This is a genomic window from Haematospirillum jordaniae (assembly GCF_001611975.1).
Classification (GTDB): domain Bacteria; phylum Pseudomonadota; class Alphaproteobacteria; order Rhodospirillales; family Rhodospirillaceae; genus Haematospirillum; species Haematospirillum jordaniae.
In genome coordinates this window covers 1786347-1811647 of sequence record NZ_CP014525.1, presented here as the reverse complement: position 1 = coordinate 1811647, position 25301 = coordinate 1786347, and the positions used below count along the sequence as shown (strand labels likewise).

Here is a 25301-nt window from a genome sequence, read left to right as displayed (position 1 = left end):
ATATGCTAATAAAGTATTCATAATTTGCATTATGCGACAATCGTGCTTGCGCCAAAATCACAACTTTCCCACTCTTTATGTATAGACATTTACAATGCCCGCAATCAGAAAACAGTCACCCGTTTCCTCAGAGCTCTTGCCGGAGTTTCTTGTTAAGCACCTTGGACGGCATGGAGACGGTGTTGCACACTATAATGGCAAGAACATCTTTATTGACGGTGCCTTACCAGATGAAAGGGTGCTAGCTCGAGTCGAGGGTGAGCGAGGATATATTCACAGTATCTTAGATCCTTCTCCGGAGCGCATTCAACCTCCCTGCCCTGTTGCATCTTCGTGCGGTGGATGCTGCTTGCAGCACGCCTCGGAAACTGCCGAGCGAACCTGGAAACAGGACCTGGTTGCTGAAGCACTGGCTAAATCCGGTATCACCAAGAGCGTAGTAGATCCTGTTATATCTGTTCCATACGGAACACGGCGTAGAACAACGTTATCTTGGAAGAAAGCAAAATCGCACTTTGTGATGGGGTATAATGCTCGCAGAACCCACCACATTGTTACAACACACACATGCATGCTGTTAACTAAGGCAATATCTGAGGCCTCGGCTGTATTACGTGAAGCCATAAAAGATTTGGTCCCGTCTGGTAAAGGGTCTGTTTCTATCTGTGACAGCGATTCCGGTATTGATGTTGTGCTGGACTGGGTTGGCAGACCTGACCTTCAAGCCTTGGAAGTTCTTGCCGCCTTGGTCCATAAACATGACTGGGCGCGTTTGTCCCTGAGAATCGGAACCGTTATCGAACCGGTAGCCGTGCAACGTGAACCCATTGTCTATATGGGTGAACACCCTGTTCGCTTGCCGCCGGGGGCATTCCTGCAGCCAAGTCGTGAGGGGCAAGAAGTATTGATTGATCTGGTGCTGAAAGAGTTAAAGGCGCTAAGTGGCCCCTTATTGGATCTTTTTTGTGGCTTGGGAACATTTTCTCTTCCTCTTGCGGCCAGCCTCTGCCGCCCTGTTACAGCTATCGACTCGGATCAGAAATCCGTGGAATATTTGGCAGCAACAGGTATGGTCAAAGCTCTTGTCAGAGATTTGTTCCGTAATCCCCTTCTGCCAAGCGAACTGGAAAACTATGAGGCTATTGTTCTCGATCCCCCTCGCGCCGGAGGTGCCGCACAGGTTCTACAGATAGCGCAATGTGCGCCAAAGAAAGGGCCGAAAAAGATTGTCATGGTATCCTGCAACCCCTTCACATGTGCCAGAGATGCTCGCACGCTGACTGATGCTGGGTTTGTCATTGAGAAAATAACCCCCGTTAATCAGTTCCATCGCAGCATGCACGTTGAATTAGTGGCGGTATTCTCGCGGGTCTGAACGGACACGAGATGCACTGTCTGCTTGTCCAATAAAAATAAGGCCCTTACTGTGAAGGGGGAAAGCTAGCCAGATTGGGCAGCATGATTGTGTGACAGGGGCAATGGGAGATGATCCATCTGGCCACAGCAGTAGTTGCTGTCCGTGACCCACAAGATGCGGCGTCCCTTGAGAGACATCTCATGGCTGACAGCTACGACTGCCAGCACGTGGTGGCCCCTACCGATCTTATCGGGGTTATGAAGAAGTTCCAGCCTGACGTTCTGGTTCTTGATTCTGCGTTTTGCGGTGGGAATCCGGAAAAGATTGTCCGAACTGTGCGGGCTGACCCTTCTTTTGTCCATCTTTCCATTTTCTACCTGACATCAGTCCCCGTTGCAGAGCAAGTCGATGCGCTCCTGAAGTCGGGTATAGACGACGCTGTTCATTGGCCAACAAGCCCTGAACTCATTCTGTCGCATATTCGGCCTATGATACGCGTCTCGACCATGCGGGCGGAATTGCTACATCGGATCCATGTTCTGGAGCATATCGGCAAACGTGCGGTCAATGCCTCCCTGTTTGCGCCAGAGGATATTTCTGTGTCTGCACCCTCTATCCTTTTGACTGGGGCAGATGATACGCGTGAGAAAATCCTGTCGGCCTTTCCAGACGCTGAACTCTTTGTTGCCAAAGACCTCGCAACAGCCACCCGTATTCTTGAAGATCGCTTCCTTGATGCAATGGTGATGGCACCATCAGACACGGTGCAGCCTTGGCTTGATCTATGCCTTCAAATGCGAAGAAACGTAAGGCTATTCAATCTGCCTGTTCTTTTCATAAACCGCACGCCCCATCCTGTTGATCCGCAAACACCTCTTTCCATGGGCGCTAGCCGGGTTATTGATGGTGTTCCTGTTATCCAAGACTTACGATTCTCGCTGCATGTTTTGATTCGCCGACAACGCATGCGATGGGCATTACGGCGCAGTCTGGGAGAAACTTTGACGACAGGCAGTGATGCAGACAACAACATGCCAGAAGTATACAGCCGTAATTTCTTGATGCAGTCCTTGGAATCGAGAATAAGAGAGGCTGCAGCATCCAGTCTGCGCAATCGCAGTCACCGTTTTTCCTTTGTTACGTTTGCCTTTGCTGGTTTGGATGCTATGCGACATGATTTTGGTGAAAAGGCCGAACATGATTTGCTACGGCAAATTGGGCAGTGGCTCACCCTTCTTGTCAGGGCAGAGGATATGGTTGCCCGCCTGACACCCGTTAATTTTGCGGTCATATTGGCTGATACGCCGTTGGATGAAGCCGATGTCGTTATGCAACGTATAGCCGGTGTTATCGGCAACACGGAATTTGCGGTTGAGGACGTGTTTCGCCCTGTCTCGGTATCCCCTTTTGTTGGGGCTTCTGAAGTCCAAAGCGGCGATACTGTACAATCATTAATGGAACGCGCCCGCCCCGTCTTTGACGAAAGATCTATGAGCTGATCCGGTGCCTATGGGAACCCCAATATGATTGTCGAGATTATTTTTGATACGGTATGTCCATGGTGTTACATAGGAAGCCGTCGTCTCTTGAAAGCGCTGTCCAACCGTACCGCAACCGACATCAGGGTACGTTGGCGTCCCTTTATTCTCAATCCAGAGATTGCAAGAACAGGCATGCCGCGTTCTGCTTACCTAGAACGCAAGTTTGGGAGCTTGGCCCGCGCAAACAGGATCTTGGCTGGACAGGTTGAGGCCGGTGCAAGAGAAGGTATCCATTTCAATTTCTCCTCTATTGAAACAGCCCCCAACTCCACAGCATCTCATCAACTTATGATGCTGGCAGGATCACATGGAGTTGCCAGTGACTTTCTTGAAGTGATCTTTTCGGCCTATTTCGAGAAAGGCCTTGATATAGGAAATAATGACATCCTTTACGAGCTTGCTACACAGTTCGGTTTGGCATCCGATGATGTGCTACACAGCTTGCAAGATGAGACTTCACTTGCCACCGTCATGGCTGAAAATGCTGCAACACATCGAATGAATATTACCGGAGTTCCCTGTTTCATATTCAATCACGATTATGCCATTGCCGGAGCACAGGAGTCAGAAATTCTGGCCCGCATGCTTGATATTGCCTCAGAGGGATCTGTTGCCGAGCCCATGACTATGCCCGCCCAGAAAGAGGCAGATCCCAACCACTTTCTTGTCAGCCGGCCATCATAAAAAAGAGCTCGGCAACAGCACGGACGACACGCGTGACAAGAGACGAAAGAAAGTTCAGATCTACGCCAATCTTCTGACCAATTAAGGGAAGAATGATCAGGAGTCCGATCAGGACTCCAAAGCCAATTCGTTCCATTTTCATGAATCGTATTGCCAGAGCTTCGGGCAAAATGCCAGCAAGGACCCTTCCCCCATCCAGAGGCAGGAGGGGGATCATGTTGAAAACAGCCAGCACAATATTAAAGTAGAAAGAATTCCAGAGCATCGAAGGCCACCACCCTGAATCATCAATCAACCACAGCACCATAAACGATACAAAAGCCAAGGCCACATTCATGGCAGGTCCGGCAAGGGCAACCAAAGCCATACCTTGCCGTGGGCGGGAAAAGTTACTGCCATTAACAGGCACAGGGCGCGCCCAGCCGAACAGGAATGGAGATGATAAAGCAAGCAAAAGCCCGGGCAGAATAACTGTTCCAACAGGATCAATGTGCTTGACAGGGTTCAGGGTCAGCCGCCCTGCCAAACGGGCTGTGCGGTCACCAAGGACATCGGCCACCAAACCATGGGCAAGTTCATGAAGAACAACAGCGGACAGAACGGGAATACCCCATACTGATGCCGCGTGAAGGATATCGGCAATCAAGGAAAACATATATTCTTCTATATTTCAGTGACGATAGGCGTAACGCTGGATCTGATCGGGGCAGAAAGTGCCGCCTGCCAACGCAATAAGCTCTCGGGACGTAGCAAAGACGTTCCCTTAACGACAGCACGCATCTCTTCCATATCACCATTGCAGTGCAGAATGGTATCACACCCTGCATTCAAAGAGCGATGAGCCCGGTTCTCATACGAACCACTCAGGGCATGCATGGAAATATCATCCGACAGAAGGACGCCTTTAAATCCAATGCGCTCTCTTATGGTCGCAAAAGATTTCCCGGAAAGAGTCGCCGGGTTCTCGGGGTCAATAGCGGTATAGACAATATGCGCCACCATCCCGACCGGGGCATCTGCCACAGCCCGGAAAGGAACAAAATCAAAAGATTCAAGTGTGTTCAGATCAGCATCAACAACCGGGAGATCAAAATGGGAATCAACCCGGGCGCGGCCGTGACCAGGAATATGTTTGACGACGGGTACAATTCCGTTTCTGAGAAAAGCATCGACGGCAACTGAAGCAAAGCGAGCCACAACATCGCGTTCTGTGCTGAAGGCACGCAAACCAATCACATCTGACGCATCAGGTTGGGGTATATCCAGAACAGGGGCACAATTTACGTTGATGCCAACATCAACAAGATCGCGTGACATGCGTGTAATTGAGTCCTGCAACATTCTTTCTGCCTCGGCAGGATCAGATTGCCATGCATCACCAAATGTCCGCATTGTCGGATAAGCGGGCCAGTGTGGAGGCCCCATACGCTGCACTCTCCCTCCCTCCTGATCAATCAGGACCGGTGCATCCGGACGACCAACACAGCGGCGAAGGGCGCCTGTTAGTGCGCGTACTTGGCTTGGATCCTCAATATTGCGGGCAAACAGGATAAAACCGACAGGATTGACAGAGGCAAAGAATTCTTCCTCCTCAGGAGTTAGAATTAACCCTGAACATCCGAATATAACAGCACGGCATGTCTCTGAAACGCCCATACGTATTATTTTCCTACAAAGAGACAACCCACCTTGTGCTTTGATAACTCTGCACACAGCCGGCGCGCATCGGCTTCGCTCGATAGCCCCGTTGCACGCAAACGGTAGTAAATACCCTTCTGCCCTAGATCAGCCCGCTCTATGGACATGGATAACGAGGCCAGCTGCTGGGGATGCTTCGCTTTCAGATTTTCCCACGTTTTACGAACGGACGCTTCATCCCGTAAGGCAGCCAGTTGCACAGCGTAAGATCCCCCGGTTACCCCCGGGCGGACAGGAGCTGATTTATCCGTAAGTGTACGCTCGTTTGACGGGGCTACGAGGTTCTTCTCTACAGGAGCCCTCTCGCCCATAACAGGGGCGTTCACAGTGGCTGGTGGTGTTGCGACCACAGGCGCTTGTTGTACAGGCGGAACCGGCACAGGCACATCAGCAACAATTTTCCCCGCCGGAACATCAGGAAGCGGTATCAACTGCTTTGTATTTGTAGCATTTGACTTAATCGCTGACGGAGGTGAGATATCAGGTGTTACTGCAGGAACGGGCTGGCTGTTATTGGCGCCACCAAGGATCGAAGGCATGCGCTCTACCTGTGACGGAGACACAGGCTCAACAGGTTCCGGCAACAGCTTCTCCACACCAGACGAGCGTACCGTACCAGAAGAAAGGCGATCATAGACAAGCTTGTCCTGGTTTGGAACCTGCAAGCCCCCAGGGTCAGCAGGACGAACCTTATAGGGATTTGTTTCCGCCAAGATGGTGGGCGCCGTTATCCGGCCATCGGTTCCTGATGTATTGCTACGCGCCATATACACTCCGGCAGACCCAACAATCGCAATACCGATAAGAAAAGCCGCCAGCAGCAGTCCACGGCCACGCCTTGAATCATCGGCATCCTTTGTGACCCCTGTACCAGCGATACGATCCGGCACAACCGAGAAATAGTCATGTGGCTCACCACGCTGACCGGCGACACGCCCTGCCGCCAGCTTGGCTGCTGCGGCAACACGCGCCGCATCGACCGGAGGTGCAAGATCAAAACCCTCTGCCGATGGGCCATGGCCGGAAGATGGAGTACTATCTCGCTCGAATGTACGGGCGAACATCTCATCAAGAGCGATATCATCTCCTGAATGATGGCTCCCCTCTCCTGCGGCACGGTGCGGACCAACATTGCGGTCTCCGCCTCTGGGGCCATAGCCTCTGGGATCGGCCATAGCTACATCTCCTCTGCCGGTTCAACACCAATAACAGCCAAACCAGACGCTAACACTGTCATTACACCTTGCACAAGGGCAAGGCGCGCCACAGACAGGGACTGATTATCCGGATCAAGAAATCTGAGATGTGTGTGCTCACGTCCTTTGTTCCACAGGGCATGAAAGCCCGCGGCAACGTCGCCCAGGAAATAGGTAATGCGATGCGGCTCTCCGGCCTCGGCCGCGCCTTCCACCACGCGTGGCCAACCGCCGATCAAGCGAACAACAGCCATCTCATCAGGGTCGGAAAGCTGTGACAGGTCCGCGGCAGCCAGTGCCTTGGCAGACAAGTCGACACCGGAAAAGACCGTTGCAAAGTGGCGTCTGACAGAGCAGGCGCGTGCATGCGCATACTGCACATAGAAAACCGGATTGTCGCGTGACTGTTCCGTTACCTTGGCATAGTCAAAATCCAGCGGCACATCGTTCTTGCGTGACAGCATGATAAAGCGCACAACATCTTTTCCAACACGCTCTATCAGATCGCGCAGGGTTACAAAGGTCCCTGCCCGCTTTGACATTTTGACAGGCTCCCCTTTGTCCATCAGCTTGACCAACTGACAGATCTTGACATCAAGGGATGCTTTGCCATCCGACATGGCGTGCACAGCGGCCTGCATTCTCTTGACATACCCGCCGTGGTCCGCCCCGAAGACGTCAATCATTTTCAGAAAACCGCGCTGATACTTGTCATAGTGATAGGCAATGTCACCAGCAAAATAGGTCCATGACCCATCGCTCTTTTTCAGGGGCCTGTCGACATCATCGCCATAGGTTGTCGAACGGAAGAGGGTCTGCGGGCGGGGTTCCCAGTCATCAGGGGTTTTCCCCTTCGGAGGCTCCAGTACGCCAACGTAAACAAGATCGCGAGCGGCCAAGTCCTGCTCCGCAGCCTCTACACGCCGGGCTTCAACAATGGCCTTCTCGGAAGAAAAAACATCAGGATGAACACCAAGCGCAGCCAAATCATCACGGATCATCTGCATCATGGATTCGATGCCAAAATCCCGCAGGACAGGCCGCCACTCTGTCTCGGAAACATCAACCCATCGCGCTCCATCCCGTTCCTTGAGGGCCTGCGCTGTTTCTATCAGATACCCGCCACCATACTGTATCTCCTTGGCGGCAAGACGCTGGTCAAACTCCGCCTGATCAACGGCACCGCAAGCAACCAAGTAGCGCCAGTACAACGCAGTCGCCAAGACATCAATCTGAGCACCAGCATCATTGACATAATATTCCTTGGTAACGTTGTACCCGGCCTTCTTCAGCAGATTGGACAAGGCATCGCCAACGCAAGCGCCACGGGCATGCCCAACATGCATAGGACCTGTTGGATTGGCCGAGACATACTCAACGTTAACAGCATGACCACCGCCAATCCGGGAGTCACCAAAAGCAGTCCCTTCTCGCAGGGCACACCGCAGAACATCGTGCCACAGCGTTGGTTCAATACGGATATTGATGAAGCCGGGACCAGCAATCGATACATGCCCCACCGCTTCGACAGCAGAGAGCCTTTCAGCAATGACAGCGGCCAAATCCAGAGGCTTCATGCTGGCTGCCTTAGCCAAAACCATTGCTGCGTTGGTGGATACATCACCGTGCGATGGATCGCGTGGAGGCTCGGCTGTTACAGCATTAAACGACACACCGCCGGGAAGCGTACCCTCTGCAGTCAACTTATCAAGAACAGAGACAATGCGGTCCCTGAAAACACTGAACACATTCATGGTTTCACCGTAGGATCAAGAAGGCGGCTATGCTCGTCCAGAGCAAATCGGTCAGTCATTCCGGCAATATAATCAGCAACGCGCCGCGCCGTACGGGGGGTGCTGGCTCCATCGCATCCATACTGCCAGTCCGGAGGTAGAAGCCCCGGTTCATGTACAAGAACACCAAATAAATCGTGCACCACCTGACGCGCTTTTGACGTCATGCGGTTGACGCGAAAATGACGATACATATTAGGAAAAAGAAACCCTTTCAGAGCACTGTCATGGGCCTGCATCTCAGCAGAAAATGAAATCAGGGGCCCCTCGGCTAGGCGGATATCCTGAACCGCTTTCGGCTTTGCTTCGGTCAAGCGTTGGCGACTTTCTTGCAAAAGATCCAGAACCATGGAGGTAATCAGCCGTCGGCCGGACTCATAAATCAGGCGCACAGGCTCCAGATCCGGATGCTGCTTTGATGTTGCCGCCAGAATGGGGCCAATTAAAGGTACATCCTGCAAATCCTGCGGCGTAAAGAGACCTGCTCGCAATCCATCATCAATGTCATGGGCGTTGTAGGCAATATCGTCTGACAAAGCCGCAACCTGAGCCTCAGGACCAGAGAAAGAATCAAGCTCGAGATCGTGAAGGGCAGCATACTCAAGAATTGCAGCAGGTAACTCCCGCCCCTCACCTCTTCGTTCCGCTTTTGGACCAACAAGAGGACCGTTATGCTTGACGAGCCCTTCCAAAGTCTCCCAAGTCAGATTTAACCCGTCCCAGCAGGGGTAACGCCGCTCCAGCTTTGTCAGGATTCTGAGGGATTGGGCATTGTGATCAAAACCGTCCCAAGGCTCCATACAGGCTTTCAGGGCATCCTCACCAGCATGGCCGAATGGCGTATGCCCAAGATCATGGGCCAAGGCCAAAGCCTCTGCCAAATCTTCGTTCAGGCGTAGCGATCGGGCGATTGATCGGGCGATCTGAGCAACCTCAAGGCTATGCGTCAGGCGGGTTCTATAGTTTTCCCCCTCATGGTAGACAAAGACTTGGGTTTTATACTGCAGGCGGCGGAAAGCACCACAGTGAATAATCCGGTCGCGGTCACGCTGAAAGGCATCGCGCTCAACCGTCTGCTCGCCTTCATCGTACAGGCGACCGCGGGAACGCAACGGGTCCGAGGCATAAGGTGCAAGATCAACTGGTTGGGACAAAGTCATGGGGCGAACAGTAACGCGCCGCAAAAGGCAAGGCAACCGGGAACACCCCTTGCAGAGCATATATTCTTCAGCATACATTAAAATGATCCGATGCAGCATGTAAGTAAGGACGGTACATCATGAGTTCGCGTGCGCTGGACCCTGCCGATCTTTCGCTGTCACAGGCCGCTGTGGCGCGTGTTCGTGCGCTTGTCGAAGCAGAAGGAAACCCCGGGCTGATGCTTCGCGTATCCGTTTCCGGCGGTGGGTGTTCCGGATTCCAGTACGGCTTTGATCTGGATGCCGAAACAGGCAGTGATGACCTGGTTCTTGACCAAGATGGTGTCGTGCTGGTCATTGACGAGGCGTCTCTTGATATCCTCAAGGGGTCCCGTATTGATTTCACCGAAACACTGATGGCCTCAGCCTTTGTGGTAAATAACCCGAACGCAACATCTACCTGCGGCTGCGGCACCTCCTTTTCCCTCTGATAGCCGGGAAAGACCGTGCTATACCCGGGCGCTCTGCGGGGCAGACCGGATACTTCAAGGAAAAGGACGTTACCTGTGAAAATTGCCACCTGGAATGTCAATTCTGTCAGGGCTCGCCTTGATAACATCACGGCTTGGCTGACAGAGCGGGTGCCTGACGTCGTTTTTCTGCAGGAAATCAAATGCCAGACAGAAGACTTTCCGGAGCATGTATTTACCGAGCTTGGCTACACATCCCTTGTATGGGGACAGAAAGCCTACAATGGCGTGGCCATTCTCTCCCGCCTACCTATCTCCCACGTTTGTAGCGGCCTGCCCGGGGATGATACAGACCAGCAGGCACGCTACATTGAGGCCGACATAAACGGGAAGGTCCGCGTTGCCAGCCTGTATCTGCCCAATGGAAACCCTGCCCCCGGAGACAAATACGCGTACAAACTGCAGTGGATGGATCGCCTGTATAAACGGGCCGAGTCCCTGCTTGGGCTTGGCTGTCCGGTTGTGCTGGGCGGTGACTATAACATCTGCCCTACCGATGATGATGTCTATGCACCTGAAAAATGGGCAGAGGATGCACTGTGCCGACCAGAAAGCCGGGCACGCTTCAGAAGCTTACTTCACCTTGGCTACAGGGATGCGTTCAGGGTAATAAACCGTGAACCTCATCGCTACACATTCTGGGATTATCAGGCTGGTGCATGGCCCAAGGACCATGGCCTGCGTATTGACCACTTTCTACTGTCCCCACAGGCAACAGATTCCTTGCTTTCCGTTGACATTGACCGTGCCCCTAGGGGCCGCGAGAAGGCATCAGATCACACGCCCGTCATGTGCGAGTTCGGATTCGGCAATCACGAGTTATAATTGTATACATTTTGCCTTCTGCTATGACCTGACTGTGCAGATATGCTATTATTCACGGCATAGACCTCTGTATGGTGGGGGATGCCGTGAATCAATCACGCTGGACACGACTGATCCGGTTTGCCGAACCCGGCGTTCCCATAGATCGGGGCGAACTTGCCGATGCGGTCTCCTCCCTCTGTACGGAAGGGGATGATGCTCTTAGCCCGTCGGAAATTGCGATGGCCTATGAAATCTTGGGGCGCTTATACCCTAGGATAGAACTGGCCGTCCGTCGTCGCCTTGCCGGGACGATTGCCGGACGGGCCGATGTTCCCGGCAATCTGGCAACACTTATGGCCAGCGATGCGATTGAAATTGCGCACCCTGTGCTTTTGTCCAGCCCCGTTCTGGACGATGAGGATCTTGAAAACATCATCACCAACCAAAGCAACGCCCATCGTCTGGCCATATGTCAACGCCCCGAAGTATCGGTCCGGATCAGCGACGTTCTGCTGACGTTTGACGATGACACAATCTGTCTGGCCCTAGTCCGGAATCCCGGTGCTCGTTTTTCGGAGAACGGTGCACTGAAGCTTCTGGAGCGAGCCGAACATCTGGCCGCGCTGCGTCTGCCGCTTGTATCCCGACACATCCTGCCTGCCCGATTGATCGCAGTCATGGTGCACTGGGCTGATGATGCCGTGCGGTCTGCCTTGGCAGAAACCTATGGCGACGAACTTCCCCCGGACGTCAAGGATGCCCTGAAGCAAGCCGTGCGGGACGTACGCAAAGAGACAGAAGCGTCAGAGACACATACCATCGAGGCATTCTTGTCTAGTGGCGTTGAGGCAATGGTCAACGCCGTCCGCAATGGCCGGATGCCACAGGCTGAAGCCGAGGTCGCACGCCTGTCACGCCTGCCCGCCTTTGCTGTTTCGCGGGTCCTGTACGGAGCGGATGGTGAGGGGTTGGCTGTCCTGTGTCGCTCCCACGGTGTTTCCATGCCCCTTTTCAAGGAGCTGTACTCGCGCCTCAATGGCATCATTCCTTTCGGACACTGCCAACCTTCTAGGCTTTTCTCGTCAGCCTTGGATTTCTTTTCTCGCCTGTCTGCCAAGGAGGCGGATGCCATTCTTGACCGGTGGCGCCGCAATCCCGAGCATGTTCGCACATCCCAACCAGGCCCATGTCGGCAACAGGGGTTACCACCGGCCTCGTAGAACGCGCCACGTCATCCCCAGCGCCCGATTATCCGGACGATGCAGGTCTGGATCGATCAGATTGCCGCCATTTCTCTCCAGCACAGAGAATGTTCGCTCCGCAGCCATAGCCTCTAGGAAAACCGCCAATATATCGCGCGGTGGGCGTGAAACAGTGTGCCGGGCCGCACCAAGCATGCCTCGCCCCATCCGGCACAGATCCAAGCTCCATGGGGCAAGCTTTACTACAGCATCGGGATCACCAAGCTGTTCCGGATCAAGACTCAAAGCATCCAGAACGCCGGAGGGAATGGAGCAATGCCCCGCAACAAGAGAAGCCGGGAACCCAAGCAAGGTTCGGGCAACAACGGCGGCCCGCCCCACCTGACGAGCAGCTTGGACCACAACCTCATCATGAACGCCACCAATTCTGCATACGGCTTCTGCTAGGGTGCCACCATAACCGTCGCAATACTGTTCCAAGTCGTACTCAGTTTCGAAAGGAAGGCTTTCTACTTCTGCAGATCGGGCATCCACCACATGGCATAGCAAAGAAACGGGAACATTGTACGCTTGGACCAAGGTTGCTAGGTCTTGCACAATGGGAGACTTGGCAACAACACCAGCCTCCAGATTCCCCAATGTGTCACGCCACCATTGAAAGCGAATTTGCCCGAGAACCTGTTCCGTAACAACATCGCGTATACGTCCCAGCTCGGCATTAAAGGCATACAAAGCCCACAGGGCCGGGCGAACCCTGTCCGGCGCAAACAGAGTTGTCAGGAAACGGACAGGATCATGACGCTTCACATCCTTGACCACTTGGGAAAACGGCTGATGAATATCCATGTGGAGATGACATCCATAAAGAAGAGCTGATATGTCACCAGCGGCCGGGTATATAAAGGGAAAGACTATAAAAAGGAACCTTTGCCTGTGACACGGATGGTAACATCTGCCGCAAAAATACCATCGGACGAGAATTTTCCGGTCGCCCGTTTTCTTGAATCGTCTTTACGTCGGCGCGTGCTGACCTTTTATAATTACGTACGGAAAGCTGACGATATCGCTGATAACCCTGTCCTGTCGACAGAAGACAAGATAATCAAGCTTACGGCCCTAGAGGATAACCTGCCATGGGACGTCAAGGCTCAGCAGGACCAAGCTCATGCCCAGACGATGATGAAGGCTTTTCTGCAGGATGCAAGGGGGACCCATATTGAAACATTCTATGATCTGGTCCGGTACTGCACATACTCGGCCGTTCCTGTTGGTCATTTCCTGCTGGATATACACGAAGAATCGCACCCTGACAGACGCCCGGCCGATGCCCTGTGCTGTGCACATCAAATTTTGAATCATGTGCAGGATATACGCCACGACATTTTAATCCTGCGACGTGTCTACATGCCCGCAACATGGTTGCGTGAAGCTGGACTGGATCCATCTGATCTGCCCAGCTTGCTTGAGTCTTCGCGCATGCAAAGTGTTCTGAAACGCTGCCTGCAACAGGTGGAAATCCTGCTCGAGCTTGCATCTTTTCTTCCCGCATCAATCCAAAACAGACGTCTACGATACCAGGCTTCTGTGGCCTTAGGCATGGCCGAAATCCTGCTCCGCAGGTTGCAAAAGACCTCTCCGCGCCTGAACACGAATCAGACAAAGCCTAGCTTGTTCACCGTGCTGTCTGCATGCCTGCTGGCTTTCTTTCCCAACAGATCAGCCCGCAAAGTTCTGCAAGAAAGGCTGTTGCAGACCGGCAGCAGTTTCCGGTTTGCCATCAGGCTCCTTCCGTCCCGGAAACGGGATCTTATGACAATATTTTATCTGTTCTGCAGGGCTGTTGATGACTGCGCTGACAGCGATCAGCCACGGGCATACAGACAAGCAGAGCTTGATGACTGGGGACACTTCCTGCGTAATCCTAGCAATTTCCCGTGCCCTGATCCTGTTCTTGCCATTCCACTTTCAGAATTATTGCTCCGTGGCGATCTACCCCGGCATGAACTGCAAGCCGTTCTGGCAGGATGCTGCATGGATCTTGATCCAGCGTTCTATCCTCCGGATCAGGCCAGCCTAGACCACTATTGCCAGTGTGTTGCCGGTGCTGTCGGACGGGTTATTCTTTTCATCCTTGGCATGGGCAATACCCCTCTAGTTCAAAGCTTTGCAGATCAGGCCGGACGGGCTTTGCAATATACAAATATCCTGCGGGACCTAGATGAAGACACCAGACGGGGGCGTTTTTATCTTCCCTCCAGTCTTCTGGATGCAGCGCGTGAACAGCCCGATCCCGTTGCTTTTGCTAGGCAAGCTTTCGCCCACGCCACAGAACAGCAGTTTGACCGTGCGGGAGAAGCCCTTGAGAAACTGCCCTGGACCAGTCGTATCCGGATGTGGCCTGCCCTGCTGATGCTGGCAACATACTGGGGCTTGTTCTGTCAGATAACAGGGCGGGTACATCCTTCCCGCTTTGCCCGAATCAAAAGAATTCTGGCCGGGTGCTTCCGATGAAAGAACGGCCGACAGTCCATATCATAGGGGGAGGACTGGCCGGCCTGTCTGCGGCACTGGAAGTATGCAGAAACAATGCACGACCCATAGTATACGAGGCTACCTCACAGCCCGGTGGGCGCTGCCGGTCTTTTAACGATTCTGCCCTAGGACAGGATGTTGACTGTGGGACGCACCTTGTACTGTCCGCAAATCAAGCCGTGCGAACACTGATCACACAGTGTAACGCCCAAGACCAATGGATTCAGTATCCTGCACACTTTGATTTCTTTGACATCGCTTCCAAAAGAGCATGGTGCCTTCAACCCAATCGCGGGCGGGTTCCTTGGTGGTTATGTCATCCGGGCCGCCGCATTGCCGGGGCTTCTTTTATCGACCACATAAAGCTTTTCCAGCTGATGAAAAGCAACCTGAACCCGGAGCAGATGGAACACTGTATTGGGCATCCCATCTACAAACATCTTGTACAGCCTCTGGCGCTTGCTGTTACCAATACGCCGGTTCCTATCGTATCCTGGAACCCTCTCAGGGACGTTCTCCGTAAAACATTCTTCCGTGGTGGGCAGGCCATGGAACCGCTGGTGCCCCGAACAGGTTACACCCGTGACCTGATTCTTCCCCTGATACACACAATTGAAGCACAAGGTGGCCGGTTCTGTCTTAAAAGCCCGGTTAAGCAAGTATTTTTGTCTGGTCCCATAATGACGGGATTTCAGGTAAGGGGTCGCACGCTGATGGTTCAAGCATCCGACAAGGTTATTGTTGCCGTGCCGGCCCGCGCAGCACACAGGTTACTGCCAAACATTCCGGCACTTCCCATGAGCCCGATTATTACAGCCCATTTTCGTATCCGCGAGCATTGTGATCATCAGTTGGTCGGTGTTATCGGAGGGCTGTGCGACTGGATGCAAACTAGGGATTCCCTTGTCAGTGCCAATATTGGTGCATCCCAGATGCTGCTCTCGATCAGTGCAGAGCGTCTTCTGTCCCTGCTGTGGGAGGAGGTCAAGGCTGTTTTGGGCTTGGTTGGGCATGTTCCACCTGCCCGCCTGATCAAGGAACGCGCCGCAACCCTAATGCTGACACAGGAAACGGACCGTCTGCGTCCGCCAGCACAAACCTGTTGGAATAACGTGTGGCTTGCCGGAGACTGGACGGCAACCGGACTCCCCTGTACCTTGGAAGGTGCAGCAGCGTCAGGTATAGCAGCGGCACAAGCAGCGCTGTTGCGTTAGTATGTTCCACATCAGGCAGATTTCCTTCTCGCTGGGGGCTTTTCTTTTTTTCATAGCCTTCTTATGTTTTGTGCAGGGAAGGCTTTTCCTGCACCGGATATATTCCGCACCATCATGTTCGAGAGGACCGTTATGACCTTTGAACTTCCGCCCCTGCCCTATGACAAGACCGCGCTGGAGCCACACATGTCGGCCCAGACGTTTGACTTTCACCACGGCAAGCACCACAACACCTATGTCGTAAACCTAAACAATCTCCTGAAAGACTCACCCCTGTCGGGTAAAGCTTTGGAAGAGATTGTCTTGGAAGCATGGAAGACGGGGAATACGCCTGTTTTCAACAATGCAGCCCAGGTCTGGAATCACACATTCTTCTGGCATTGTATGAAGCCCAACGGGGGCGGTGCACCTGTTGGCATCATTGCAGAAAAAATTACGGCTGCATTCGGATCGTATGAAAAGTTCCGTGAAGACTTCAAGGCAGCGGCTATCGGTCAGTTTGGTTCGGGCTGGGCATGGCTTGTTCTGGATGGTGGCGCCCTAAAGATCGTCAAGACACCAAATGCAGAAACACCGATGGTGCACGGCCAGAATGCACTACTAACGGTGGATGTCTGGGAGCATGCCTACTACCTCGACTTCCAGAACCGGCGCCCTGACTTTGTTGATACGTTCCTGAACCACCTGGTTAACTGGGAATTCGTCAACGCCAACCTTGCTCGTTCGTGCTGAGAAAAGCCGCGCAGTGAACCTGCGAATTCATGAAACAGGCGCCGCCTTACCCAACAGGTGGCGCTTTTTCATTGTCCGGGATATCCAGAACCATACCATCCCACGCCGGCTCTACCCCCACAGGCAGTGAGCTCTTGAGCACATTATAATCCAGCCTGTTACCCATATGCGTAAACACAGCACGCCGGGGGCGGACACGTTCAATCCAGCTTAGAGCAAGATCAACATGGGCATGCGTTGGATGCTCCTGATCCGAGAAAACACCGATAATCCAAGTGTCAACACCCTCAAGTATGGAAAACGCTTGATCAGGAAGACGCACAACATCGGTAGAGTAGGCAAAGGATCCAATCCGTATGCCTTGGCTCAGGCTATAGCCGTGATCCTGCACAAAGCTGCGAACCAACAGCGGACCAATCATAAATTGGTCCTGTAACTGATGACGTTGCAACCAAGGACGAAAAATAGGTTGCCCCGGCGGAATCCCCTCAAAGGCATAAGCAAAACAAGACTGGATATGTGTAAAGGTCGCATCATCCGCCCATGTGGGAAGCGGTCCACCAATATTTCTGTTAATACCCCTCAGGTCATCAATACCATGCGTATGGTCTGCATGGGCGTGGGTATAGAGCACCCCGTCCAAGCGAGTAATACCGGCATCCAGCAACTGACAGCGCAAATCCGGTGATGTATCGACCAGAAGGCGGTACCCCTTCTCTTCGATCAAGATAGAGGCCCGTGAGCGACGGTTACGGGGATTAGCAGGATCACAAGCTCCCCACCCAGACTCCAAGGAAGGAACACCACTTGAAACACCGCATCCCAGAACCGTTACTTTCACAGCTTATCCCTTTATCTTAAAAAGATTCCGGAGGCTTCACCTTTGAAAAAAGACGGAAAAAATTTTCTGTTGTGATCCGTGCAACCTCATCTTCTGAAACCCCCTTGATCTCGGCCAGTTTGCGTGCCGTCAGAACCGTAAAGGATGGCTCATTGCACTGACCACGCATGGGAACCGGTGCAAGGTACGGAGAGTCCGTTTCAACCAGCATACGCTCCAGTGGCAGCGCACGAACCGCTTCTCTCAATTCATCAGCCTTGCGGAAGGTAATAATACCTGACAGAGAAATATAGAGCCCAAGATCAATCGCTATTTTTCCCAATTCATAGGATGAGCTGAAGCAATGAAGGACACCCGGGAATGGCCCGGCATCCATTTCCTGCCGCAAAAGCGTTGCGGTATCCTCTTCAGCATCACGAGTATGAATAATAACAGGCAGCCCTGACTGCCGCGCCGCTTTCATATGCAGGCGAAAGGCCCTTTTCTGATCCTCGCGCGGGCTATGCTCATAATGATAGTCAAGCCCGGTTTCCCCGAAAGCCACGACCTTGGGGTGATTGGCAAGACGCAACAACGTCTCTGCATCCTCAAGGCATTCATGGCCGGCCTCGTGCGGGTGAATGCCCACACTGCACCACACAGAATCAAAACGCTCTGCAACAGCACGAACACCGTCAAAGCGTGAAAGATGCGTACAAATCGTCAACAAGGTTGAAACGCCGGCAGAACGGGCACGCGAAACAACGTCGGGCAAGGTGTCCGAAAAGTCCGGGAAATCAAGATGGCAGTGACTGTCAACAAGCATCACGAACGCACAACCTCTTCCTCGGCATAGCGGGGGAAGATACCCTGCGGCGCAGGCAGGTCCGATCCTGTAACAAGTGCAAACCGGGGACCAAATGTGTCAAAGCCACGCTGTTCTTGCCCCAGACCCAACTGATCCAGAATCCGCCCGGCCCCATCCGGAACAAACGCCTGCATCAAAAGCGCAACCTGACGAATTGACTCAGCCAACACCCAGAGAACAGTTTCCATCCGCTTGGGATCCGTCTTGCGCAAGGACCAAGGGGCTTGGTGATCGACATAGGCGTTGGCAGCCCGTACAACAACCCAGATACTCTCCAAAGCCTCGTGGAACGCCTGACGATCCAGCTGCTCTCTCAAGACATCCAGCAGACTATAAGCGGAGTCCAGCATGTGGCGGTCGCTGTCTTCCAAAACGCCAACCTCCGGGACCTTGCCACTACAGTTCTTGGCAATCATGGACAAAGTTCTCTGGACCAAGTTTCCAAGGTCATTGGCCAGTTCAGTATTCATCCGCCGGACAAAGGCCTGACGCGAAAACACACCGTCATTGCCAAAAGGAACTTCTCTCAGCAAAAAGTAACGGGTCTGATCAAGACCGAACGTTCCGACCAGTTCGTAGGGATCAATGACATTACCCAACGACTTGGAAATCTTTTGCCCTTCATTCGTCCACCAGCCATGGGCAAAGACCCTCTTTGGCAGGGGCAAATCGGCTGCCATCAGGAAGGCTGGCCAGTAAACAGCGTGAAAGCGCAGAATATCTTTGCCAACCATATGCAGATCTGCGGGCCAGAACGCCTTGTATCGCTCATGCCCTGTATCAGGATAACCTGTTGCTGTCAGGTAATTGGTCAGGGCATCCAGCCAGACGTACATAATATGCTCGCTGTCGCCCGGCACGGGAACACCCCACCGGAACGTGGTGCGGGATACCGACAAATCCTGCAACCCACCTTGAACGAAACTGATCACCTCGTTGCGGCGGCTTTCCGGCGCAATAAAGTCTGGATGCTCGTCATAAAACCGCAGCAGCTTGTCCTGCCAGGCCGAAAGACGGAAAAAATAGCTTGGTTCTTCCACCCACTCCACAGGAGCACCTGTTGGAGCAATCCGCGTGCCGTCGGGCGCCGTTTGCAACTCACTTTCTGCATAAAATGCTTCGTCCCGCACGGCATACCAGCCTGCGTATTTTCCAGCGTAAATATCGCCTCTGTCGACAAGCCTCTTCCACAACGCAGCGCAAGCAGCCTTGTGGCGCGGCTCGGTCGTGCGGATAAAGTCGTCATGGCTGTATTTCATGACCGATGCAAGATCACGGAAGTTCTGGGAAACCTCATCTGTAAAGACCTGAGGATCTATCCCTTTTGCATGAGCTGATTTCTCGACTTTTTGCCCGTGTTCATCGGTTCCGGTCAGAAACATCACCCGATACCCGTCCAGCCGCTTGAAACGGGCCAGCACATCGCATGCCAAGGTGGTATAGGCATGACCGATATGTGGGCGGTCATTCACATAATAAATCGGGGTTGTGACGTAATAAGACCTTGACCCGGTCATCACGGGTATCTCCTGAAAATAGGCCGTCAACGAACAGAACAAACTGTTTGCGGGACGGAACGGACCAGCGCCTGAAGAGACAGAACGGCACTGATAAAAACTTGTTTTCTATCAAGATGCACAGCCTCGGCTCGCTCGAACAAAGCCCTGACCTTTTCCCATACTTCGATCAGTTGATCAAGGGGAGCTGCCGCAAGAACTATCCTTGCAAGAGAGGCATCATCCTGAACAATCCCCGGGCATTCTATCTTACGCCCGGCATAGCGGATCGCGCGCCCCAACCACCACAGCATCAAATCAGTTGAGAGGCGAAAGACATCCTCTGTTCGGCTGATCGTATCAGCAAAAGTATACAATGCCGGTAGATTCGGGGAGCCTTCCAAGACGTCGCGCAAGATCCTCATCAAGGCCTGATAGTGTTCTACCCCTCCTTGGCTGGCGAGATCCAAGGCCTGGCCAACACTGCCCTCGCCCAGCTGTACAAGGATACGACGGGTCTCAACATCCAGAGATGAGACTGTATAGCGCCCCATCAATTCTTGACACTGCGCTTCAGAAAGCGGACGCATAGGAACATGACGGCAGCGGCTGCGCAACGTCGGCAGCAAACGTCCCGGGAAATGAGACAGCACCAAGAACAAAGTCCGCTGCGGAGGTTCTTCCAGAATTTTCAGCAGCGCATTAGCGCTGTTCCTGTTCATGTCATCGGCCGTGTCGACAAGTACAACACGCCACCCACCGCGTGACGATGTCATTGACAACCATTCGCCGAGGGCTCGTATGTCATCGACAGGGATATCACCCTTCAAACGCTTGCGCTTTTCGTCCCACGTCCGCTCCAGAACACGAAAATCACCGTGCGTGTCCTGGGCGATGCGGGAGCAAACCGGATCGTCCTCTGAAACAGCAAGGGTGGTTGCCCCAACTGCCGCACGATCAGAAAGGACAAATCGGGCAATCCGCATGGCAAGCGTTGCTTTGCCAATGCCACGCATTCCCGAGAAAAGCCAGGCATGGTGCATACGTCCTTGGTTCCAAGCCTGTAGAAAGGCCTGCTCGGCATCCTTGTGCCCTATAAAGGCTGTATGCTGACGTGGCGACAATAGAGAGGGCAACGCAGTCATAGCGTAAGAAGCCCACCAAGGGCCTTTATAATATCCTGATGCACCTGATCAACAGAACGTGCGGCATCAATAATGCGGAACCGCTTCTGATCCTTGGCCGCAAGGGATAGAAATCCTTCGCGCAATCGCACATGAAAAGACAGATGCATGGACTCAAAGCGGTTATCCGCATCACCACGACGCTCGGCTCTGCTCAGACCGACGCAGGGATCGATATCCAGCAGAAAAGTCAGATCAGGCCGTGTGTCTTCGGCAGACACTTGGAACAGTGTGTCAAGAAACGCTGGATCCAAACCATGACCCACTCCCTGATAGGCCAGAGTTGAATCATTGAAACGATCACACAAGACCCACTGCCCAGCCATCAAGGCCGGGCGTATGGTTTGCAGAACATGGTTCCGGCGTGCCGCATACAGCAAAAGTGCTTCAGACACAGGATCCCAGCGGCTGGCTTCACCACGAACCAGAAGAGCCCTTATCTCCTCGGCCCCGGGCGCTCCGCCGGGTTCCCGGGTCATGGCTACACCTATACCCTTCTGGCGCAAAAAGTCGGCAAGAAGGCGAATCTGGGTTGACTTCCCGGATCCTTCTCCGCCCTCAAATGTAATAAACCGTGCAGATATCATTGCCCGCTCAGCTTTTGGCCGAGACAGTCAGCACCGTCTCTCCATCATCTTTATGGGCGGCCCCAAACAACATATGATTGATTGCAGCCCCTATACGACCAAAGAGCCCCAGCTTTTGTACATCAGCAGCTGCAACCAGTGGAATCTCGATCGCCTGCGCCATATCCGTGCCGCTGATACGCAATGTTCCAACAGGCTGCCCCTTCTGAACCGGTGCCGGAACCGGCCCCGTGAAAACAGCTTTCATCTCTAAGTTTCTTGACGCACGGCGAGGAAGTGTCAGGCGAACATCCTGAGCAACAGCCAAGGGCACAATCTCTTGCTCACCCAGCCAGACATCGGCCGATGAAACAGCATCTCCGGCAACAAACAAAGTTCTGTTCTCAAAGTTGGCAAAGCCCCAATCCATCAGGCGGTTGGCCTCATCAGCCCGCTCCTGCATGCTTTTCAGGCCATTGATAACCAAGATCAACCGACGGTCTCCCCGCTGTGCAGAGGCAGTCAGACCATATCCCGCAGCAGATGTATGGCCTGTTTTCAGGCCATCCGCGCCCGTCATAGTATACAGAAGAGGGTTGCGGTTCTGCTGCCTGATCTTGTTATGCGTAAATTCCTTCTCCGCATACATGGAATAATATTCAGGAAAATGCCGGATAAGGTACTTGGCCAAGACAGCCAAATCGCGAGGGGTCATCACATGCCCCTCGTCTGGCAGGCCTGTCGAGTTCATGAAATAACTGCCCGTAAGGCCAATTTCTTTTGCCTTTTTGTTCATGGCGCTGGCAAAAGCTTCCTCAGTCCCCATCAGATTCTCGGCAAGTGCTATGCAGGCATCGTTGCCAGACTGAATAATCACGCCCCTCAGCAGATCCTCTACCCTTACCTCAGAATTGGGGGCTAGGAACATTGTTGATCCACCGGACGCAGCACCACCTTTGCGCCAGGCGGTCTGGGAAACCCGGAATACATCATCAAAGGAGAGAGATCCTTCCTTCAGCCGTTCAAAAACCATGGCCGTCGTCATCAGCTTGCTCATTGACGAGGGAGGCATCGGAACATCGCCATTCTTATCGTACAAAACCGTCCCGGTTTCATAATCGACGAGATAGGCCTCGCGTGCCTTTGTATCTACAGGAAAGGCAAAAGCAGAGGGCGCTACAGCGGCAAATCCTGCAAGAAGCGCAAGGCGGAATGCCAGCCTAGAGACGGATAACAATGGGTTCCCTGCTTTCATATTACGCGCAACGCACATGGCTTTTCCCAGATATTCTGCATTCAGGACAAGGAAACGAAATAAGCAGGCAATACGACCGCATCAAGGTTAAGTTTGGCCGGATCACAATACTGTTTCTACTCTGTTAACAGACGCGGTTTGTCAACACCAAGCTTCTTCAGGCGGGGAACAACTTTTCGTGCCGCATCTTGGCTTGCAAAAGGCCCCAGACGGACCCTGAACATCGTGCGCCCCTTGGACTTCACAGAACTAATTTCGCCACCATGAACAGAGCTCAAACGCTTACGCAAGGATTCCGCACTGCTGCGGCTTGAGAAAGCCCCCACCTGTACCCACGTTTTGCCGGATGCAACCACTTTCGCTGACTTCTTCGCAGGAACCGATTCTTTCCTTGCGCCCTGTAGAGGAACCATTCCATGCGGCTTTACCGGAGGCGGAACATCACGCTGCAGCTGATGCTCCGTACCTACCTGAGAGTCAAGAAGTTCCGTCTTGACCACATGGGGCCGGGGCACGGCGGCCACCTCTGGCATGGAATCACCGCCGCCGGCAATGGCCTTGGCTTTCAGGATACGGCTCTCTTTCTCCAGAATTTCAACCCGTACCCTAGCCATACCTGCATCCTTGAAACCAAGAAGCTGTGCGCCCCGGCGTGACATGTCAATCAGCCGATCTCCCACAAACGGTCCACGGTCATTGATCCGCACAACAAGGGCCCGACCATTTTCCAGATTGGTTACCCTTACCAAGGTGGGAAGAGGCAGCGTCTTGTGTGCCGCTGTCAAGGCATTGGGATCGAAAACTTCCCCGTTGGCCGTTTCACGCCCGCCGAATTCCCCTCCATACCACGAGGCGACACCCTCCTGACGGTAGCTCCAGTTTTCCGCCGGATAGTACCATTGCCCATTAATCTGGTAGGGCTTGCCAATTTTCCAAGCTCCGACCCGCTGCCCCTTGCCAAAATCTGTTGCAAGACGTGTTTCAGCGCACCCCGTAACAAGGCTTGCTCCCATCAGAAGAAAAAATATCCGGACAAAAAACAAGCGCATGCCACTACGGATCCGTTCCCAAAGGGATGCCCGACGGTTTTCCTCGAAGGATTGCCGCAGATCTTCCCATTATAATAACAAGGCTCAAGACCAAAAGGCAGGGTAAAGGGATTGCAACAAAGGCGCAACAGAAGCCTTATGGATCGCGCGGGGCATGCCCTGCTACGTTGGCAGCACGCAAAGCATCAAGCACAGTCCGACCGGGATAAGCATCGGGCACCAGCCCAGCCTTATTCTGGAACGCCCTGACCGCGTTGCGTGTCTTGTATCCAGGCACCCCATCCGGCGTTCCTGCATCGTAACCGGCCTTGTTCAGCAAGCTCTGCATATCCGCTATGTCAGCGCGCGACAAAGGAGAAGATGATGTACTGGCCAGCAAGAAGGGCTGGACACCGACCAACCGGTCTGCAAGGTGGCCAACAGCCAGCGCATAAAGAACAGAACGATTCCAGTCCATTATACTGCGGAAGTTATCGTATACTAAAAACGCTGGGCCATTGGCTCCTTCCGGTACAATCACACTGCCCTGCATGGCATCAGGCCCTTTTGGCAAAGGTTGGCCACCAACTTGGGTTACGCCTATACGCGCCCACTCGTGTAACGGTTTGCTAACAGAAAGATCGGCAAGATTGAAATCGAATGACTTCGGGAGAGTGACCTGACGGCCCCACGTTTGCCCCCTCTTCCATCCAGTCGCAGCAAGGTAGCGAGCAGCAGAGGCAAAAGCATCCGGCAGACTTCTCCAGATATCAATACGTCCATCACGATCATGATCAACAGCATGCGCACGGAATGTAGAAGGCATGAACTGAAAATTCCCCATGGCTCCGGCCCACGATCCATACATCTGCTTTGGCTCTATGTGGCCTTCTTCCAGAATGGATAGCGCCTGCAGAAGCTGGGCCCTGAAAAAATCTGGCCTCCGCTGGTCCCAAGCCAAGGTCGCCAGTGCCTCAGGGACAAAGAACCCTCCGAAATTTTGCCCATAAAAGGTCTCCATTCCCCAGAACGCGACAATAAATCTGGGCTGAACACCATACGCTTGTTCAATTTGAGCCAAAATGCGCGCATGTTTTCTCAGAAGCGCTTGGCCTTCCATAACACGCTTCTTGTCAACGGCGCTTCCGACGTAGGACTGCAGTGTCCGCACAAATTCGGGCTGCCGACGATCAAGGTCAAGAACAGTGGCGTTGGGCTGCACATTTCGCAGGGAAGCCAAGGAACGCTGGCTCAGTCCGCCAGCCTCGGCTTCTGCCACAAAAGAGGCAAGCCATCGTGAGAAATCCTCTTTCTCCTGCGTAGAAAGAGGCCGCACCGACGGCGCACCTCCTGCTCCAGCATCCTGTTTCTGACTGGCCGCACAGCCAACAAGGACCAAGGCAAACGCGGTAACAAGAACCGCGCAACGGGATGAAAGAGGATTGGCCATGCCTGTCTCCAACGACCACCTGACACAGAAACACATCTATGAAAGCCCAGCGTGGGCAGTTGTTGTCTCATGGAGCATATAGACGAGCAATATGGCAAAGAAGCGGTCTGTAAAACAAAAAGGGTCTGGACGAAATGGATCAAGTCGGATAGGTACATGGCCCTGCTTGCTGAAGCGTCTGGTTATGGACGCTGAAATGGCAACAGAGA

General features: G+C 53.3%; 23 protein-coding genes. 9 read left to right on the top strand and 14 right to left on the bottom strand.

Translation table 11 applies throughout. From position 1 onward, the window contains the following. Window positions 1-571: 571 nt before the first annotated feature. From AY555_RS11960 to AY555_RS08545, 3 genes are all read left to right on the top strand, one after another. Window positions 572-1375 carry a class I SAM-dependent RNA methyltransferase gene (locus AY555_RS11960; RefSeq protein ID WP_167798415.1) on the top strand — a complete coding sequence of 268 codons (804 nt, stop codon included), beginning with the start codon at window positions 572-574 and terminating at the stop codon, window positions 1373-1375. Between the two features lie 110 nt (window positions 1376-1485). Next, complete coding sequence (locus AY555_RS08550) at window positions 1486-2856, top strand: diguanylate cyclase domain-containing protein (protein WP_066135600.1); 1371 nt, start codon at window positions 1486-1488, stop codon at window positions 2854-2856. Between the two features lie 24 nt (window positions 2857-2880). Beyond that, window positions 2881-3582, top strand: a complete 702-nt coding sequence (locus tag AY555_RS08545) for a DsbA family oxidoreductase (RefSeq protein WP_066135598.1) — start codon at window positions 2881-2883, stop codon at window positions 3580-3582. Here AY555_RS08545 and AY555_RS08540 read toward each other — a convergent pair. From AY555_RS08540 to AY555_RS08520, 5 genes are read right to left on the bottom strand one after another with little or no spacing between them, the layout of a single operon-like run. Further along, entirely contained in the window at window positions 3566-4237 is a 672-nt protein-coding gene (locus tag AY555_RS08540) for a site-2 protease family protein (protein ID WP_066135596.1), read from the bottom strand. The two genes, AY555_RS08545 and AY555_RS08540, sit on opposite strands and share 17 nt — an antisense overlap. A gap of 8 nt (window positions 4238-4245) precedes the next feature. Then, a complete protein-coding gene (nagZ, locus tag AY555_RS08535; RefSeq protein ID WP_066135594.1) occupies window positions 4246-5238 on the bottom strand; it encodes a beta-N-acetylhexosaminidase in 993 nt (330 codons plus the stop codon). A 5-nt stretch (window positions 5239-5243) separates the two neighbouring features. Continuing rightward, entirely contained in the window at window positions 5244-6455 is a 1212-nt protein-coding gene (locus AY555_RS08530) for an SPOR domain-containing protein (RefSeq protein ID WP_066135592.1), read from the bottom strand. A gap of 2 nt (window positions 6456-6457) precedes the next feature. Further along, window positions 6458-8230 carry an arginine--tRNA ligase gene (gene argS, locus AY555_RS08525; protein WP_066135589.1) on the bottom strand — a complete coding sequence of 591 codons (1773 nt, stop codon included), beginning with the start codon at window positions 8228-8230 and terminating at the stop codon, window positions 6458-6460. Continuing rightward, entirely contained in the window at window positions 8227-9429 is a 1203-nt protein-coding gene (locus tag AY555_RS08520) for a deoxyguanosinetriphosphate triphosphohydrolase (RefSeq protein ID WP_066136833.1), read from the bottom strand. Before AY555_RS08520 ends, argS begins: the two co-directional genes overlap by 4 nt. A gap of 119 nt (window positions 9430-9548) precedes the next feature. On the opposite strand from AY555_RS08520, the gene erpA reads away from it, so the two are divergent. From erpA to AY555_RS08505, 3 genes are all read left to right on the top strand, one after another. Further along, window positions 9549-9899 carry an iron-sulfur cluster insertion protein ErpA gene (gene erpA, locus AY555_RS08515; protein WP_066135587.1) on the top strand — a complete coding sequence of 117 codons (351 nt, stop codon included), beginning with the start codon at window positions 9549-9551 and terminating at the stop codon, window positions 9897-9899. 75 nt (window positions 9900-9974) lie between these two features. After that, window positions 9975-10763 carry an exodeoxyribonuclease III gene (locus AY555_RS08510; protein ID WP_066135585.1) on the top strand — a complete coding sequence of 263 codons (789 nt, stop codon included), beginning with the start codon at window positions 9975-9977 and terminating at the stop codon, window positions 10761-10763. 86 nt (window positions 10764-10849) lie between these two features. Next, complete coding sequence (locus AY555_RS08505; protein WP_167798416.1) at window positions 10850-11965, top strand: DUF2336 domain-containing protein; 1116 nt, start codon at window positions 10850-10852, stop codon at window positions 11963-11965. On the opposite strand, the gene AY555_RS08500 is transcribed toward AY555_RS08505, so the two are convergent. Then, window positions 11948-12793: a phytoene/squalene synthase family protein gene (locus AY555_RS08500; RefSeq protein ID WP_066135581.1), complete on the bottom strand. Its 846-nt coding sequence runs from the start codon at window positions 12791-12793 to the stop codon at window positions 11948-11950. The two genes, AY555_RS08505 and AY555_RS08500, sit on opposite strands and share 18 nt — an antisense overlap. A gap of 96 nt (window positions 12794-12889) precedes the next feature. Between AY555_RS08500 and AY555_RS08495 the strand changes: the two genes are divergently transcribed. The 3 genes from AY555_RS08495 to AY555_RS08485 all read left to right on the top strand — a co-directional run bounded on the left by AY555_RS08495 (window position 12890) and on the right by AY555_RS08485 (window position 16425). Next, on the top strand, window positions 12890-14458 hold the full coding sequence (locus AY555_RS08495; RefSeq protein WP_066135579.1) for a squalene/phytoene synthase family protein: 1569 nt from the start codon (window positions 12890-12892) through the stop codon (window positions 14456-14458). Next, window positions 14455-15693 (top strand): hydroxysqualene dehydroxylase HpnE, encoded by a 1239-nt coding sequence (hpnE, locus tag AY555_RS08490; RefSeq protein ID WP_066135577.1) that lies wholly within the window; start codon window positions 14455-14457, stop codon window positions 15691-15693. Before AY555_RS08495 ends, hpnE begins: the two co-directional genes overlap by 4 nt. 132 nt (window positions 15694-15825) lie before the next feature. Further along, on the top strand, window positions 15826-16425 hold the full coding sequence (locus tag AY555_RS08485; protein WP_066136831.1) for a superoxide dismutase: 600 nt from the start codon (window positions 15826-15828) through the stop codon (window positions 16423-16425). A gap of 46 nt (window positions 16426-16471) precedes the next feature. On the opposite strand, the gene AY555_RS08480 is transcribed toward AY555_RS08485, so the two are convergent. The 8 genes from AY555_RS08480 to AY555_RS08445 form a co-directional block, all read right to left on the bottom strand. Then, window positions 16472-17266: an MBL fold metallo-hydrolase gene (locus AY555_RS08480; RefSeq protein ID WP_066135574.1), complete on the bottom strand. Its 795-nt coding sequence runs from the start codon at window positions 17264-17266 to the stop codon at window positions 16472-16474. Window positions 17267-17282: 16 nt separating this feature from the next. Next, window positions 17283-18071: a TatD family hydrolase gene (locus AY555_RS08475; RefSeq protein ID WP_066135572.1), complete on the bottom strand. Its 789-nt coding sequence runs from the start codon at window positions 18069-18071 to the stop codon at window positions 17283-17285. Next, window positions 18071-19630 carry a methionine--tRNA ligase gene (gene metG, locus AY555_RS08470; RefSeq protein WP_066135570.1) on the bottom strand — a complete coding sequence of 520 codons (1560 nt, stop codon included), beginning with the start codon at window positions 19628-19630 and terminating at the stop codon, window positions 18071-18073. The genes AY555_RS08475 and metG overlap by 1 nt, the downstream gene beginning before the upstream one ends. 26 nt (window positions 19631-19656) lie before the next feature. After that, entirely contained in the window at window positions 19657-20754 is a 1098-nt protein-coding gene (locus AY555_RS08465) for a DNA polymerase III subunit delta' (RefSeq protein ID WP_082811956.1), read from the bottom strand. Further along, window positions 20751-21380, bottom strand: a complete 630-nt coding sequence (gene tmk, locus AY555_RS08460) for a dTMP kinase (RefSeq protein WP_066135568.1) — start codon at window positions 21378-21380, stop codon at window positions 20751-20753. The genes AY555_RS08465 and tmk overlap by 4 nt, the downstream gene beginning before the upstream one ends. A gap of 7 nt (window positions 21381-21387) precedes the next feature. Continuing rightward, window positions 21388-22632 (bottom strand): D-alanyl-D-alanine carboxypeptidase family protein, encoded by a 1245-nt coding sequence (locus tag AY555_RS08455; protein WP_245176914.1) that lies wholly within the window; start codon window positions 22630-22632, stop codon window positions 21388-21390. 98 nt (window positions 22633-22730) lie between these two features. After that, window positions 22731-23627, bottom strand: a complete 897-nt coding sequence (locus AY555_RS11955; RefSeq protein ID WP_245176913.1) for a septal ring lytic transglycosylase RlpA family protein — start codon at window positions 23625-23627, stop codon at window positions 22731-22733. Window positions 23628-23799: 172 nt separating this feature from the next. Then, entirely contained in the window at window positions 23800-25092 is a 1293-nt protein-coding gene (locus AY555_RS08445) for a lytic murein transglycosylase (RefSeq protein WP_167798417.1), read from the bottom strand. Between the last annotated feature and the right edge of the window lie 209 nt (window positions 25093-25301).